Annotated in this window: 13 protein-coding genes; 7 read left to right on the forward strand and 6 right to left on the reverse strand. The window is 67.4% G+C overall.

Going from position 1 to position 14375, the window contains the following annotated elements:
* Nucleotides 1-26 precede the first annotated feature (26 nt).
* Nucleotides 27-527 (forward strand): amino-acid N-acetyltransferase, encoded by a 501-nt coding sequence (locus D3H54_RS18310; protein ID WP_102806535.1) that lies wholly within the window; start codon nt 27-29, stop codon nt 525-527.
* A gap of 64 nt (nt 528-591) precedes the next feature.
* Here D3H54_RS18310 and D3H54_RS18315 read toward each other — a convergent pair whose 3' ends face one another.
* Entirely contained in the window at nt 592-3117 is a 2526-nt protein-coding gene (locus D3H54_RS18315) for an FtsK/SpoIIIE family DNA translocase (protein ID WP_149380255.1), read from the reverse strand.
* 206 nt (nt 3118-3323) lie between these two features.
* Between D3H54_RS18315 and D3H54_RS18320 the strand changes: the two genes are divergently transcribed.
* From D3H54_RS18320 to D3H54_RS18340, 5 genes are read left to right on the forward strand one after another with little or no spacing between them, the layout of a single operon-like run.
* Complete coding sequence (locus D3H54_RS18320) at nt 3324-3638, forward strand: putative quinol monooxygenase (protein ID WP_149380256.1); 315 nt, start codon at nt 3324-3326, stop codon at nt 3636-3638.
* A 3-nt stretch (nt 3639-3641) separates the two neighbouring features.
* Nucleotides 3642-4457, forward strand: coding sequence for a mycofactocin-coupled SDR family oxidoreductase (locus D3H54_RS18325; RefSeq protein ID WP_149380257.1), 816 nt, complete (start codon nt 3642-3644; stop codon nt 4455-4457).
* A gap of 19 nt (nt 4458-4476) precedes the next feature.
* The gene (locus D3H54_RS18330) at nt 4477-5007 is read left to right on the forward strand and encodes a dimethylamine monooxygenase subunit DmmA family protein (RefSeq protein WP_149380258.1); all 531 of its coding nucleotides are present in this window, start codon (nt 4477-4479) and stop codon (nt 5005-5007) included.
* Complete coding sequence (locus D3H54_RS18335) at nt 5004-5927, forward strand: PDR/VanB family oxidoreductase (protein WP_149380259.1); 924 nt, start codon at nt 5004-5006, stop codon at nt 5925-5927. Before D3H54_RS18330 ends, D3H54_RS18335 begins: the two co-directional genes overlap by 4 nt.
* A gap of 5 nt (nt 5928-5932) precedes the next feature.
* Entirely contained in the window at nt 5933-6907 is a 975-nt protein-coding gene (locus D3H54_RS18340) for a heme-dependent oxidative N-demethylase family protein (RefSeq protein WP_149383612.1), read from the forward strand.
* Here the strand turns inward: D3H54_RS18340 and D3H54_RS18345 are convergent.
* From D3H54_RS18345 to D3H54_RS18365, 5 genes are read right to left on the reverse strand one after another with little or no spacing between them, the layout of a single operon-like run.
* Nucleotides 6868-8127, reverse strand: a complete 1260-nt coding sequence (locus D3H54_RS18345) for an MFS transporter (RefSeq protein ID WP_149380260.1) — start codon at nt 8125-8127, stop codon at nt 6868-6870. The genes D3H54_RS18340 and D3H54_RS18345 overlap by 40 nt on opposite strands.
* A 36-nt stretch (nt 8128-8163) precedes the next feature.
* The gene (locus D3H54_RS18350) at nt 8164-9843 is read right to left on the reverse strand and encodes a ribonuclease J (RefSeq protein ID WP_149380261.1); all 1680 of its coding nucleotides are present in this window, start codon (nt 9841-9843) and stop codon (nt 8164-8166) included.
* 28 nt (nt 9844-9871) lie between these two features.
* The gene (gene dapA / locus D3H54_RS18355) at nt 9872-10774 is read right to left on the reverse strand and encodes a 4-hydroxy-tetrahydrodipicolinate synthase (protein ID WP_149380262.1); all 903 of its coding nucleotides are present in this window, start codon (nt 10772-10774) and stop codon (nt 9872-9874) included.
* A gap of 24 nt (nt 10775-10798) precedes the next feature.
* A complete protein-coding gene (gene thyX / locus D3H54_RS18360) occupies nt 10799-11551 on the reverse strand; it encodes an FAD-dependent thymidylate synthase (protein WP_149380263.1) in 753 nt (250 codons plus the stop codon).
* 9 nt (nt 11552-11560) lie between these two features.
* The gene (locus D3H54_RS18365; RefSeq protein ID WP_168214906.1) at nt 11561-12676 is read right to left on the reverse strand and encodes a GGDEF domain-containing protein; all 1116 of its coding nucleotides are present in this window, start codon (nt 12674-12676) and stop codon (nt 11561-11563) included.
* A gap of 65 nt (nt 12677-12741) precedes the next feature.
* Between D3H54_RS18365 and D3H54_RS18370 the strand changes: the two genes are divergently transcribed.
* Nucleotides 12742-14301, forward strand: a complete 1560-nt coding sequence (locus tag D3H54_RS18370) for a class I adenylate-forming enzyme family protein (RefSeq protein ID WP_149380265.1) — start codon at nt 12742-12744, stop codon at nt 14299-14301.
* The last annotated feature ends 74 nt before the right edge of the window (nt 14302-14375 follow it).

Genomic DNA, 14375 nt, shown 5'->3' on the forward strand with positions numbered 1-14375 from the left:
CGCCTCACGGCCGATACTCTGCACCCGTGAGCTCCGATGTCGTCGTCCGCCGCGCCCGCACCTCGGACGTCGCCGATATCAAGCGTCTGGTCGACATCTATGCGGGCCGCATCCTGTTGGAGAAGAACCTGGTCACCCTCTATGAGGCGGTCCAGGAATTCTGGGTGGCCGAGGTTGACGGCGAGGTCGTCGGGTGCGGGGCGCTGCACGTCCTGTGGGCCGACCTCGGCGAGGTTCGCACAGTCGCCGTCGACCCGAAGGTCAAGGGCCGCGGTATCGGCCACACGATCGTCGACCAGCTGCTCACGGTCGCCCGCGAGCTGCAACTGCAGCGGCTGTTCGTGCTGACCTTCGAGACGGAGTTCTTCGCCCGGCACGGTTTCGCCGAGATCGAGGGCACCCCGGTCACCTCCGAGGTGTACGACGAGATGTGCCGGTCCTACGACATCGGTGTCGCCGAGTTCCTCGACCTGTCGTACGTCAAGCCGAACATCCTCGGCAACACCCGGATGTTGCTCAAGCTCTGACGCCCAAACCGACGTTTCGCGGTGATTATGCGAGTAGATCGCTGCGAAACGTCGATCTCGGCGGCTAGAAGTCCTCGTCCTCGTCGTCGTCCTCGTCGGCGCTGCCACCACGGATCAGCATCAGCGTGGCGGCCAGTTCGTCGGGCTTGACCAGAACCTCACGGGCCTTGGAGCCTTCTGAGGGCCCGACGATATTGCGGGTCTCCATCAGGTCCATGAGCCGGCCGGCCTTGGCGAAGCCGACCCGCAATTTGCGCTGCAGCATCGACGTCGAGCCGAACTGCGAGGACACCACGAGTTCGACGGCCTGCAGGAAGACGTCCATGTCGTCGCCGATATCGGGGTCGACGTCGGTGCGCTCGCCGCTCGGCTTGGCGGCGGTCACGCCCTCGGTGTATTCGGGCTCGGCCTGGTCCTTGCAGGCCTGCACGACGGCGTGGATCTCCTCGTCGCTGACGTAGGCACCCTGCAACCGCTCCGGCTTGGAGGCGCCCATCGGCAGGAACAGACCGTCGCCCATGCCGATCAGCTTCTCGGCGCCCGGCTGATCGAGGATGACCCGGCTGTCGGTCAGCGACGACGTCGCGAAGGACAGTCGCGACGGCACGTTGGTCTTGATCAGACCGGTGACGACGTCGACCGATGGCCGCTGGGTGGCGAGCACCAGGTGGATGCCGGCCGCGCGGGCTTTCTGGGTGATGCGCACGATGGCTTCCTCGACGTCGCGTGGCGCGGTCATCATCAGGTCGGCGAGCTCGTCGACGACGGCCAGGATCAACGGGTACGGCTTGTAGACGCGCTGGCTGCCCAGCGGGGCCGTGATCTCCCCGGAGCGCACCTTGGCGTTGAAATCCTTGATATGCCGCACGCGGGAGGCCTGCATGTCCTGGTAGCGCTGCTCCATCTCTTCGACCAGCCACGCCAGCGCTGCGGCCGCCTTCTTGGGCTGGGTGATGATCGGCGTGATCAGGTGCGGAATGCCTTCGTACGGCGTGAGTTCCACCATCTTCGGGTCGATGAGGATCATCCGCACTTCTTCAGGGGTGGCACGCGCCAGCAGCGACACCAGCATCGAGTTGACGAAGCTGGACTTACCCGAGCCGGTGGAGCCGGCCACGAGAAGGTGCGGCATATCGGCCAGATTCGCCGAGACGAAGTGCCCCTCGATGTCCTTGCCCAGCCCGATCACCAGCGGGCGGTGGTCGCCGCGGGTGGACGGCGCGGTGAGAACGTCTGCCAGCCGGACCATTTCACGGTCGGTGTTCGGCACTTCGATGCCCACAGCGGACTTGCCGGGGATCGGCGCGAGGATGCGGACACTTTCGGTGGCCACCGCGTAGGCGATATTGCGTTGCAGCGCAGTGATTTTCTCGACCTTGACGCCGGGGCCGAGTTCGACCTCGTAGCGCGTCACCGTCGGGCCCCTGGTGCAGCCGGTCACCGCGGCGTCGACCTTGAACTGCTGCAGGACCGATGAAATCCGCTCCACCATCTGGTCGTTGGCCGCGCTGCGTCGCTTCGGCGGGTCGCCGGCCACCAGCAGATCCAGCGACGGCAGCGTGTACGGGCCCTCGACCACGCGATCCAGGACCTTGGTCTCCTGCGTGGCGGTGTCCGGCGTGGGCTCCGGCTTCGGAGTTGCCTTCTTGCGCCGCGCCTTCACCGGCTCGGGCACCGTCGGCGCATCCTCGTCGAGCGGATAGTTGTCCAGCGGTGTGCCGACCGGCCCCTCCGCGCCCGGCCAGGCCGTCGCCTCGTCGGTGTACGACCGCGGATCGTCGTAGTAGCCGTCGGAGAAGTCGTCCGGCTCGGCGGGGGCGATGCCCTCGCGGTCCTCGGGCTCCTCGTCGTCGTAGTACTCGTCGTCATCGTCGTAGTGGCCGCGCGTGCTGAACATCGCGTAGAGCGTGTCGGGCACCTCACGGATCGTCGTGCCCGTCAGCAGCAGCAGCCCGAACAGCGCGGCAATGATCAGCAACGGTGTGGCGATCCACGGGGTCAGCCCGTCGGACAGTGGTCCGCCGATCGCGAAGCCGATGAAACCTGCTGCGCGTTGCCGCGCCGCGGGGTCCTGTGGCGCACCCGACCAGAGATGCCACAGACCCAAGACCGGCAGGGCGACCATCGCGCACCCCAGGATCAGGCGGGGCCGCGCGTCGGGATTGGGTTCGGTGCGCATGAGAAGGACAGCGATGGCGCAGATGATGACGGGCAGCAGAACCACGGCTCCGCCGACCAATGTCCGCAGCACCGAGTCGATCCAGGCGCCGACCGGCCGAGCGGCGTCGAACCACGAACTGGCCGCGATCACGACCGCGACAGCCAGCAGCCCCAGCGCGATGCCGTCACGGCGATGCCCCGGCTCGATGTCGCGGGCCCGACCGACCGATCGGGCGGTCGAGCCCGCCCCCTTGGCCAACATCAGCCAGGTCGCCCGCGCAGCGCGTCCCCCGGTCGCGGCCGCGGTGGCAACCGGCGAGGAGGTGCGCTTCTTGGCGGGCTTGCGCCGCGGGGCCGGCTTGGCCGACCGCGTCGCACCCTTTGACCTGGTCGTTCGCGCGCTTGAGCGAGCGGCCGTCTTGTTCGCCATGCGGGCAAGCCTAGTCGCATGTGCCCCATCTGCACCATCCGCAACACCCGTTCCACGGCGCGTCGTTGCCAGACTGCGACCAACGCCGGCTGAGGTCGATTTCGGGCACCCCGCGCCGCTGACCGGGACCCCGTCTCGTGGCATTACAAAGCCGGGCTAACGTAAGCGCCGTCACACTTGTCCCGAAGAGCTGAGGAGCTCCGCTCATGCCCGTGGTCGTCGTAGCCAGCTTCACCGTCAAGCCCGAATCCGTCGACGCCGTGCGCGAGGCCTGCAAGAAGGCCGTCGCAGCGGTCCATGACGAGCCCGGCTGCGACCTGTACGCCGTCCACGAAGGCGACAAGACCTTCGTGTTCGTCGAGCAGTGGGCCGACGAGGACGCACTCAAGACCCACAGCACCGCGCCCGGCGTGACCGCGCTGTTCGGCGAGATCGGCGAGCACCTCGACGGCGCCCCCGACATCAAGATGCTCACCCCCATCCCGGCCGGCGATCCGGCCAAGGGCCAGGTCCGCCCCTAAGCCATGGGGGAACTCGACGGCAAGGTCGCGCTGATCACCGGCGCGGCCCGCGGCCAGGGCCGCGCGCATGCGGTGAAGCTGGCATCGGAGGGTGCCAGCATCATCGCGGTGGACCTCTGCGACCAGATCGCCAGCGTCCCCTACCCGATGGCCACGCCGGAGGACATGGCGGCCACCGTCAAGCTCGTCGAGGACAGCGGTGCGCGGATCGTCGCCCGCGAGGCCGACGTCCGCGACCGGACGGCGTTGAAGAATGCCATGTACCAGGGCATCGAGGAACTGGGCCGGCTCGACATCGTGATCGCGAACGCCGGGATCGCCCCGATGGCTGACGACGGCGCGTGGCAGGACGTCATCGACGTCAACCTCACCGGGGTCTATCACACCGTCGACGTGGCGATGAAGCCGATGATCAAGCAGGGCGACGGCGGTGCGATCGTGCTGACCAGTTCGGTGGCCGGCCTGGTCGGCATCGGTGCGCCGGTCGCGGGATCGCTGGGCTACACCGTCGCCAAGCACGGTGTGGTGGGCCTGATGCGGGCGTACGCGAATTTCCTTGCCGCATTCAATATTCGGGTCAACTCGGTACATCCGGCCGGGGTGAACACCCCGATGATCGACAACGAGTTCACCCGTTCCTGGCTCGAAGGCATCGCCCAACAGAACTTCGGCGGCCCGGACATGACCAACGCGTTGCCGGTCCAGACGCTGGAACCCGAGGACGTCGCCAACGCGGTGTACTACCTGGTGTCGGACGCGGGCCGCTATGTCACCGGAGTCGCGTTGCCCGTCGACGCGGGGTTCACGAACAAGCGTTAGCACTTACGATCGGGTGACGATGACACCCGATCTGGAGCTCACCAGCGTCCCGGCCTGGGCCGTCGAACCAACTTGTCCGGCGGCCGATCTCACCGGCCGGCACTGGACGGTGCTCGCCGTTGGCATTGACGCGGCCGCCATCGCCGCACGGTGGGTCGACGAGATCTGCGCCGTCCATCCGGACGCCCGGCCCCGGGTGCACCAGGTGGCCGACGCCGATGCGGCGTGTGCCGCGCTGGACGCCGACCTCGAGGATGCCGTGGTCGGGTGGCGGCTTCTGCTGGCCGGCCCCGCGCACGCGTGTCTCCGCATCCGCGCCCGCGCCTTCGAATTCGGCGCCGCTGATGACGAAATCACCGTCGCGAGTACCGAAGTGGCCACCCGCGAGGTCTACTGCGCACACTGCCGCATCACCGCCACGGCTGCGACGGGATTGGCCGAGGAGATCACCTGCCCCGGCTGCGCACGCCGACTGTTCGTGTATTACCACGTGTCTCGGCGGATGGGTGCCCACCTCGGATTCGCGATGACCGCCGACGCGACGCCATGACCGGGCTGACGTTGCACGTCGTCGCAATCGACGACACCGTGCCCGGGATCAGGACTCTGACCCTGGCCCACGCCGACGGTGCGGTGCTGCCGTCGTTCACGCCCGGTAGCCACGTGGTGATCGAATGCGCCGGCGGGGCCAACGCCTATTCGTTGACCGGGGAGAGTGCTGCGCCCCGCGACTATGTGGTGTCGGTGCTGGAATGCCGTGCGGGCCGCGGCGGCTCGCGGTGGATTCACCGCGAACTGAGCGTGGGCGACGCTGTCGTCGTTCACCCGCCGCGCAGCGCCTTCGCCCCCGTTCTGCGCGCCCGGCGACACCTGTTGATCGCCGCCGGGATCGGGATCACCCCGATGGTGTCGCATCTGCGCAGCGCGCGACGCTGGGGCCGGGATGTGCGGCTGCTGTACATCTTTCGTGAGGGACGCGGCGCGTACGTCGACGAGATCCGCTCGCTGAGCGAGAACGCCTCGTTCTTCACCGACCGGGCGGCCTTCCTGGCCGAGGTGACCACGACGCTGGCCACCCAGCCCTTCGGCACGCACGCCTATCTCTGCGGTCCACCCCAGTTCATCGACGACGTCGTCGCGGTCGCCACCGGGCTCGGCTGGCCTCCAAGCCGCATCCACATCGAACACTTCGGCGGGGAGTTGGCACCCGGCGATCCGTTCGAGGTCGAACTGTCCTCCGATGGAAGCATTTTCACCGTCGAATCGGGTGTCTCACTGCTGGAGTCGTTGACCGCTCACGGACATGTCATCCCCAATCTGTGCAGGCAGGGTGTCTGCGGTGAATGCCGGGTACCGGTGCGCGGCGGGTCCGCGCTGCACCGCGACCTCTTCCTCACCGACGATGAGCGACGCCACTCGATGATGGCCTGCGTCTCGCGCGGCTCCGGCCGGGTGGAGTTGGACCTGTGAGCGAGCTGGTGTCGGCACCGGATCTGGTTGCGTGCTTTCCGTTCCCGTATACAGCCGACTCCTACCGGTACAGCACCAACATCGCGCCCGCGCGTGCAGTGGTGAGAACCGCGACCGGTCAGTGGGGTGAGCCGGTGGTGGACATCGACAGCGAGTACACCCGCGAACTCGCCGAACGCCGCCGCATCCTGGCCGCCGATCCATCCCGGCATGCGGTGTTGCCGCACATGCGAGTCGCGTGCTGGGACACCATGCTGACGTTGATGACCGAGCTCGCCCGCTCGTATCCGGCGACGATGTCCCTGAGCCGCGACGGCGACACCGGGTGTTGGCGCAACGAATTACTCGGTATCACCCAGGAATTCGTGGTCGGCGACGAATCAAGCCTGCCGTGCGATCCGCTGGCCTATATCGCCGGTCAGGTGCAGGAGGACATCGTGCTGCTCGACCAGCGTGACGGCGACCTGTTCGCCGACGCCGGGGTGGTCACGTTCGCCGCGGGCTGGTCGTTCGGCTTCGACGTCGGGATGACATTCCTGGATATTCACGGACCGGTGCCCCGGCTACGTGAGACCGGGGTGATCACCCGGGCCCGGGAATTCCTGATGCGATTGCAGGCCGGCGGCATCTACCGCCGGACCAACTGGTCGATGACTGTCGGCAGGCGGCTCGACGTGTCTACCGAAGCGTTCCCGCAGTGGCTGCCCGATCGCGCGCACCTGGACGCTGTCGACGACGACACGTTCGGCCGGCTCATTCATCTGCGGGTGGAGGTCCAGCATCTGATCCGGCTGCCCGAGTCAGGTGCGATCTGCTTTCTGATCCGCAGCTACATGCTGCCGCTGGCCGATATCGCGACTGTTGACCAGTGGCGTGTGCGCACCGCCGCGGTGTTGGCCGAATTGCCGTACGACATGGTCGAATACAAGGGACTGGCCGCCTATCGGGACCGCGCGGTCTCCTGGCTGCTCTCCCGCTGAATCCGCGGGACCAGCACCGCGGAGAACGCGGCGGCGACGGTGAGCGCCAGCATCGTGACGAGCGGCCAGACCGCGGGCGCCCCTTCGGCGATGATGCCCAGGCTGAATCCGGCGACGATCATTCCCAGGCTGATGACGATATGGGTGCAGCTGATCAGTACGGCCGCAACCGCATTGTCGGCGTGGTCGAAGATCCAGTCGTAGGCGGCGGGCAGCAGCGCCTGGTTGGCGACCGCCGAGAGCAGCATCGCAGGGCCGAACGCCCACAGCCCCGGCACGACATGCCACTGCTGCGAGGCGATGCACAGGGCCGCTGCAGCCATGCTGATCAACGCGCTGCACAGATAGACACCGCGGGCTCCGTGATTGCGGCGAACTACCCGCCACAGCGGAATTCCGGCGAGCAGGCCGACACCGACGAACACCAGGAACTGGTCGACATTGATGGTGGCGCTGAGGAATTCGGCCGCGTAGATGGCATAGAAGGTGGGCGTCAGGATCACTGGGATGAACACCAGATTCGTTGTCAGGAAACGCCGCAGCCACCGATTGGTCCGCAGCTGCGAGCGTCCTTGCCGCAACGTGTCGACCATGCGGGTCGGTCCCGTCGCCAGCTGCACGCTCGGCGTTCGCAGTGTCGCGCAGCACAGGGCACCTAACACCATGGCCGCCACCGAGATCCACAGCAGATCGGCGTCGTGCCATCGAGGTGAATTGGGCAGCAGGCGTCCCGCGGTGAAGGCGGTGATCAGAACCACCAGCGCGCCACTGTATCCGGCTTGCTTGAGCATGACGTCGCCACGTTGCTGGGCCGACAGCAGCGCCGACATGGCCATCGGCGAGACCACCTGCGAGCTGCCGGTGACGGTGCCGATGAGCAGGCAGGCCAGCAGCAACGGATACGCGAACAGCCAGGGAGGCGCCAGCGCGATGTCGAGTGCGACCAGTGCGGTGAGCGCGGCCTGCGTCAGCGCAACTCCGACCAGCAATCCGGTGACCGAGTCGGTGAGTCGTAACACCTTGGGCCCGAGCACACTTCCCAGCAGCGTTCCGACGGTGAACGCCGGCATCAGCAGTGCCACCACGACGCCGGGACTGCCGAGTTGGTCGGCGATGTAGGGGATGACGGCCGAGATACTGCTGACTTGGACGCCTACCTTGAAGAACGTCCCCTGCGTGAGCAGTGCCCGATAGTTTCCGCCCCGCGCGGAGCCCGTCATAAGCAGGAGAGCTTATCCGGGGATGGGGCGGGCCCGTCAGATTTCGATGACCGTCGGCACGATCATCGGCTGGCGGCGGTAGGTCTCCCCCACCCACTTTCCGATCGTGCGCCGCACCGTCTGCGCGATGCGCACCGGGTCGGTGACATTCTCGGCGGCAAGTTTTTCCAGCTCGGCTTCGACCTTGCGGGCAGCGGGCTCCAAGGCCTTGGGGTCCTCGGAGAAGCCGCGCGAATGCAGCTGCGGCGGGGCTGCCGAGCGCCCGGTCTCGCGGTTCAGCACCACCGTGGCGGCGATGAATCCCGAACTCAGGATGAGTCGCTCGCCCAGGGTCGCCTCGCCGACGTCGCCCATGATCAGGCCGTCGACGAACATCTTGCCGACCGGAACCGCGCCGGCGATCGAGACCCGGCCGCCGACCAGATCGACGCTGACGCCGCTCTCGGCCACCACGATGTTCTCCTCGGGCACGCCGCTGCGCGCGGCCAGCTTGGCGTTGGCGCGCAGCATCCGCCAGGTGCCGTGCACCGGCATCACGTTGCGCGGCCGTACCCCGTTGTAGAGGAACAGCAGCTCCCCGGCGTAGGCGTGGCCCGAAACATGAACTCGTACTTGCTGATTGGTGACCACCCTGGCGCCGATCTTGGCCAGGTCGTCGATCACTCCGTAGACGGCCTCCTCGTTGCCGGGGATCAGCGACGAGGACAGGATGATCAGGTCGTCGGAGGTGACCGTGATGCTGCGGTGCTCTCCGCGCGACATCCGGGACAGCGCCGCCATCGGCTCGCCCTGCGTACCGGTGGTGATCAACACCACCTGCCCGGGCGTCATCTCCTCGGCCATCGCGATGTCGACGACGTCGCGATCCTCGACATGCAGGAAGCCCAACTCGCGGGCGATCGCCATATTGCGCAGCATCGAGCGGCCGACGAACGACACCCGCCGGCCCAATGCGATTGCGGCGTCGACGATCTGCTGCACACGATCGACATTGGAGGCGAAGCAGGCCACGATGATCCGCTGCCCCTCGGCATTGCGCATCAGCCGGTGCAGGTTGGGTCCGACCTCGCTTTCCGAGGGTCCTACGCCGGGGATTTCGGAGTTGGTCGAGTCACACAGGAACAGGTCCACCCCGGCGTCGCCGAGGCGGGACATGCCGGGCAGGTCGGTGGGGCGGCCGTCGGGCGGCAACTGGTCGAGTTTGATGTCACCGGTGTGCAGGACGGTGCCGGCTCCGGTGTGGATGGCGATCGCGAGTGCGTCGGGGATGGAGTGGTTGACCGCGAAGTACTGACATTCGAACACTCCGTGGCTGCTGCGCTGACCCTCGGCGACCTCGACGAACACCGGGTTGATCCGGTGCTCGCGGCACTTGGCGGCCACCAGCGCGAGGGTGAACTTGGAGCCCACCACCGGAATGTCTGCCCGCATTTTGAGCAGGTACGGGATCGCGCCGATGTGGTCTTCATGGGCATGGGTCAGGACCAGCGCCTCGATGTCGTCGAGGCGGTCGGAGATGTGTCGCAGGTCCGGCAGGATCAGGTCGACGCCGGGTTCGTCGTGGTTGGGGAACAGCACCCCGCAGTCGACGATCAGCAGCCGGCCGAGATGCTCGAAAACGGTCATGTTCCGGCCGATTTCGTTGATGCCGCCCAGTGCGGTCACACGCAGACCTCCCGGGGCCAGCGGCCCGGGAGGTGAGAGCTGCTCGTTCATCGCCGGAGCCGCCGGGCCGGCGACAGACTCATCGGAGTACGCCCGCTGCGCGCAGGTCGGCGGCCAGCTCGTCGAGCTGCTCGGCGGTGGCCGGCACCTGCGGCAACCGCGGGTCACCCACGTCGATGCCCAGCAGGTGGAGCCCGGCTTTGGCGAACGTGACTCCGCCCAGACGAGTCTGAGCGGCGTTCAGCGGCGCCAGCGTCACGGCGATCTTGCGCGCGGTGGCGATGTCACCGGAGTTGAAGGCGCTCAGCATGTCTCGCAGCTGACTTGCCGCCACATGGCCCCACACGCTGACGAAGCCGACCGCACCCATCGCCAGCCACGGCAGGTTCAGAGCGTCGTCGCCGGAGTAGTAGGCCAGTCCGGTCTCGGCCATGATCTGCGCGCCACCGTGCAGATCGGCCTTCGCGTCCTTGACCGCCACGATGTTGGGGTGCGCCGCCAGCGTGCGCATGGTGTCCCACTCGATCGGGACGACCGAGCGCGGCGGGATGTCGTACAGGATCACCGGCAGGTCGGTGGCGTCGGCGACGGTGGTGAAGTGCGCGATCAGACCGGCCTGCGGCGGGCGCGAGTAGTACGGCGTGACGACGAGCAGACCGTGCGCCCCCTCGGCGGCCGCGGTCTTGGCCAGATGCACGCTGTGGGCGGTGTCGTAGGTGCCGGCGCCGGCGATGATGCGGGCCCGGTCACCGACCGCCTCGAGCACTGCGGCAAGCAACGCTCGCTTCTCGTCGTCGGTGGTGGTCGGCGACTCCCCGGTGGTGCCGGACAGCACCAGCCCGTCGCATCCGGAGTCGACGAGGTGGGTGGCCACCCGCACCGCGGCGACCGTGTCGATCGTGCCGTCGGGCTTGAACGGAGTCACCATTGCGGTCAGTACGGTGCCCAACTGGGCGCTGACATCGATTCCGCTGGTGCTCACGGACATCTAGATTACCCGTTCCGCTCAGACCTCTGTCGCCAGCGGGGACGTCGCGACCTCCGTGCCGTCGGCCAGTTCGGTGATCTCGAAATCGGCGAAGACGGCGGGCGCGGCGTCGCTGAGTTCCCGCAGGCAGGCAATGGCCAGGCGGCGAATCTCGACGTCAGCATGTTCACTGGCCCGCATGGCGATGAAGTGCCGCCAGGCCCGATAGTTGCCGCTCACCACGATGCGGGTCTCGGTGTCGTTGGGCAAGACCGCGCGGGCCGCCTGCCTGGCTTGTTTGCGGCGCAGGACGGCGTTCGGCTGGTCAGCGAATTTGGCTTCCAGTCGGGTGAGCAGCTCCAGGTAGGCGGCACGGCTGGCATCGGCGGCCTCGAGCAGGATCTGGCGCAACTCCTGGTCGTCCTCCAGCCCGGGTGGGACGACCACCTGGGCCTCGTTCTCCGGGACGTACCGCTGAGACAGCTGGGAGTACGAGAAATGCCGGTGCCGGATCAGCTCATGGGTGCAGGACCGGGAGATGCCGGTGATGTAGAAGGTCACCGATGCGTGCTCGAGCACCGAGAAGTGGCCGACGTCGATGATGTGCTTGAGGTACGACGCGTTGGTCGCGGTCCGGGGGTTCGGCTTGGACCAGCTCTGGTAGCAGGCCCGGCCGGCGAACTCGACAAGCGCCTGGCCGCCGTCGGCGTCGGTGTCCCACGGCACGTCGGCGGGCGCCAGGAACTCCGTCTTGGCGATCAGCTGCACGCGCAGCGGCGCGGTCTCGGCCACGGGCTCACCTTAATGCGCCTCTGACCCGTCACCCGTCAGGTCCCCGGCATAGCGAATCTGATTCCCGCCGCTGCGTTTGGCCTCGTACATGGCGGCATCGGCCCGCGCGATCAGCCATTCGATCAGATCGAGCGGTTTCAGCGCGGGCGCGCGGATCACCGTCGACGCCAAACCCAAACTGGCGGTCACGCCCCACGGCGCGGCAGCGATGGCCGCGCGCAGTTCTTCGGTGCTCTCCCGGGCCTGCTCCGGAGTGGACAGCTGCGCGAACAGGAATTCCTCGCCTCCGACCCGGGCGATCGCGGTGTTGGTTCCGCTGACGTCTCTGAGGCTGTCGGCGACAGCAACCAGAACCCGGTCCCCGGTCGGGTGGCCCAAGGTGTCGTTGAGCCTCTTGAAGCCGTCGAGGTCGATCATGGCGATCGTGAAGTACGGCCGCGATCGGTAGTCGGCGTGCCGCAACAGGGTCTGCGCCGACCGGAAGAAGCCGCGCCGGTTCGGCAACCCGGTGAGCGTGTCGGTCGAGGACTTCAGCGAGTCGACCGACAACCAGTGCACGATCACCTGACCGCAGAAGGGCACCGCCAATATCCCGCCGCACAGGATCAGCAACTTGGCCACCGCCATCGCCGTATCGCCCGCCATGGCGATCCGTGCGGCGCTGACGGCGGCGGTCGCCACGCCTGTTCCAAGGGTCAGGACCAGAAACGGTGCGGTGTGGAAGAAGGCGACGTATCCGGCCAGGCCGACGAAGGCGACCGCACCGATCATCGCGGTACGCGGGTCGGATTCGGCCAGCACGCCCACCGCAATGCACGCATTACCCGCGATCGAAAACACCTGCGACTGAAAGCGAGTGGGCCATCGGAAGAGGTACGACGCGGCTATCGCGGCCAGCACCGCGCTGGCCACGCAGGTGGCAATCCGCTGCGCCGGGGTTTGCGGACCCGAGGGGCTGGCCAGTGCCAGCGCGGTGGCGGCGGCGATGGTCGCCAGGACGGTGAACATCAGCCAGCGCATGAACGTCAGGAGATGGCGCGCTTTCAGGTAGGACGTCAGCCAGTCGTAGTGGTCGGGTTGTCGCCACCACAGGCCGATGCCGTGCACTTGTCCCCGCGCCCCCAAGCTGTGATCGTGATTGCCCCTGATGGTAGTGATGTCGCAGGGATGCGATTGCCAAAAGGAGTCAGATGCCGGACGTGCGCTGGGGAAGCGATATTGACGCCGCCGGCTACGCCGGTCACCGGGGCCTGCAGTACTCCCCTCGGCCAACCACATTCGCGCAGGTATTCGCCGACACGCAGCGCTGGGCCGAGCGCACCTTTCTGGTGCATGGCCAGCACCGTATGACGTTCGCCGCGTTCACCGAGGCGGTGAACGCCGGTACCGCGACCCTCCGGGATGACGGCGTCCAGCCCGGCGACCGAATCATGCTGTACGCCTACAACAGTCCGGCCTGGGTTGTCGCCCTGTGGGCGGTGTGGCGCAGCGGCGCTGTCCCGGTACTCGCCAATCGCTGGTGGAAGCAGGCCGAGGTGGACCACGCCATCGATCTGCTCGATCCGCATCTCATCATCGCCGACACGTCCCTGCCGGGGGTGGCGCCGGCGAGGACACGGGACGTCGGTGAATTCGCCGACGGCCGGCTCGCGTCCCCCGCGGTCGGCTCATCGGAAATCGCGGATCCCGATGTGACCTCGGCGATCCTGTTCACCTCGGGCAGCTCCGGGCTGCCCAAGGCGGTCGAACTGTCCCGGCGCGCTGTGATCGCCAACCAGCACAACGTGCTGGCGATGACCAAACGCCTGCCGCATCAGCTTAATCCTGATGCCCCGCAGTCGGTCTCGCTGGCAAGCACCCCAATGTTCCACGTCGGCGGGCTCTCGAATCTGTTGAGCAACTACCTCACCGGCGGCCGGGTGGTCATTCCCGAAGGCCGGTTCGACGCCGGTCAGATACTCGGGCTGATCGAACGCGAGGGTGTGCACAGTTGGGGTGGCGTTCCGACCATGGCGATCCGGGTGCTCGAGCACCCGGACTTCGACTCGTTCGATCTGTCGACGCTGCGTTCGTTCCCGCTCGGCGGGGCGGCCGTACCCACCGCGCTGCTGGACCGGATGCGGATCCGGCTGCCTCAGCTCGCCGGCCGGGGACTCGGAAACACCTGGGGCATGACCGAAGCCGGTGGATTCCTGACCTCCGCGACAGGCCGCGATCTGGAGCAATATCCGGGCACCGTCGGACGGCCCTACCCGGTCGTGGAGCTCGCCATCGACCGGCCGGATGCCGACGGAGTCGGCGAGATCCTCGCGCGCTCACCAACAGTGATGAACGGCTATGTCGGTATCGACGACGGCACTGTCGATGACGAGGGCTGGCTGCACACCGGCGATCTCGGCCATCTGGTGGACGGCTACCTGTTCATCGACGGGCGCGCCAAGGACATCGTCATCCGGGGTGGCGAGAACATCGGGTGCGGCCACGTGGAAGCCGCCCTGTCCTCCCATCCGGCGGTTGTCGAGGTCGCCGCCATCGGACTGCCGCACCCGGGCCTCGGCGAGGAGCTCGCGGCGGTGGTTGTCCACCGCGCGGGCGATGCGGCACCGACCGAGGATGAACTCCGTGCCTACGTGTCGGATGTGCTGGCGCACTTCGCGATTCCGACTCGGTGGCATATCAGCACCACCGCCCTGCCGACGCTTCCCGGCGAGAAGATCGACAAGAAGAGCCTGGCACAGCGATTTGACTGACGAGGATCACCCGCAGCGAGATCGACACCATGGCTGCTGATCGCCGAAAGCCACAACCATAGCGGCGATCTGGG

This window comes from Mycobacterium sp. ELW1, from assembly GCF_008329905.1.
Classification (GTDB): Bacteria; Actinomycetota; Actinomycetes; order Mycobacteriales; family Mycobacteriaceae; genus Mycobacterium.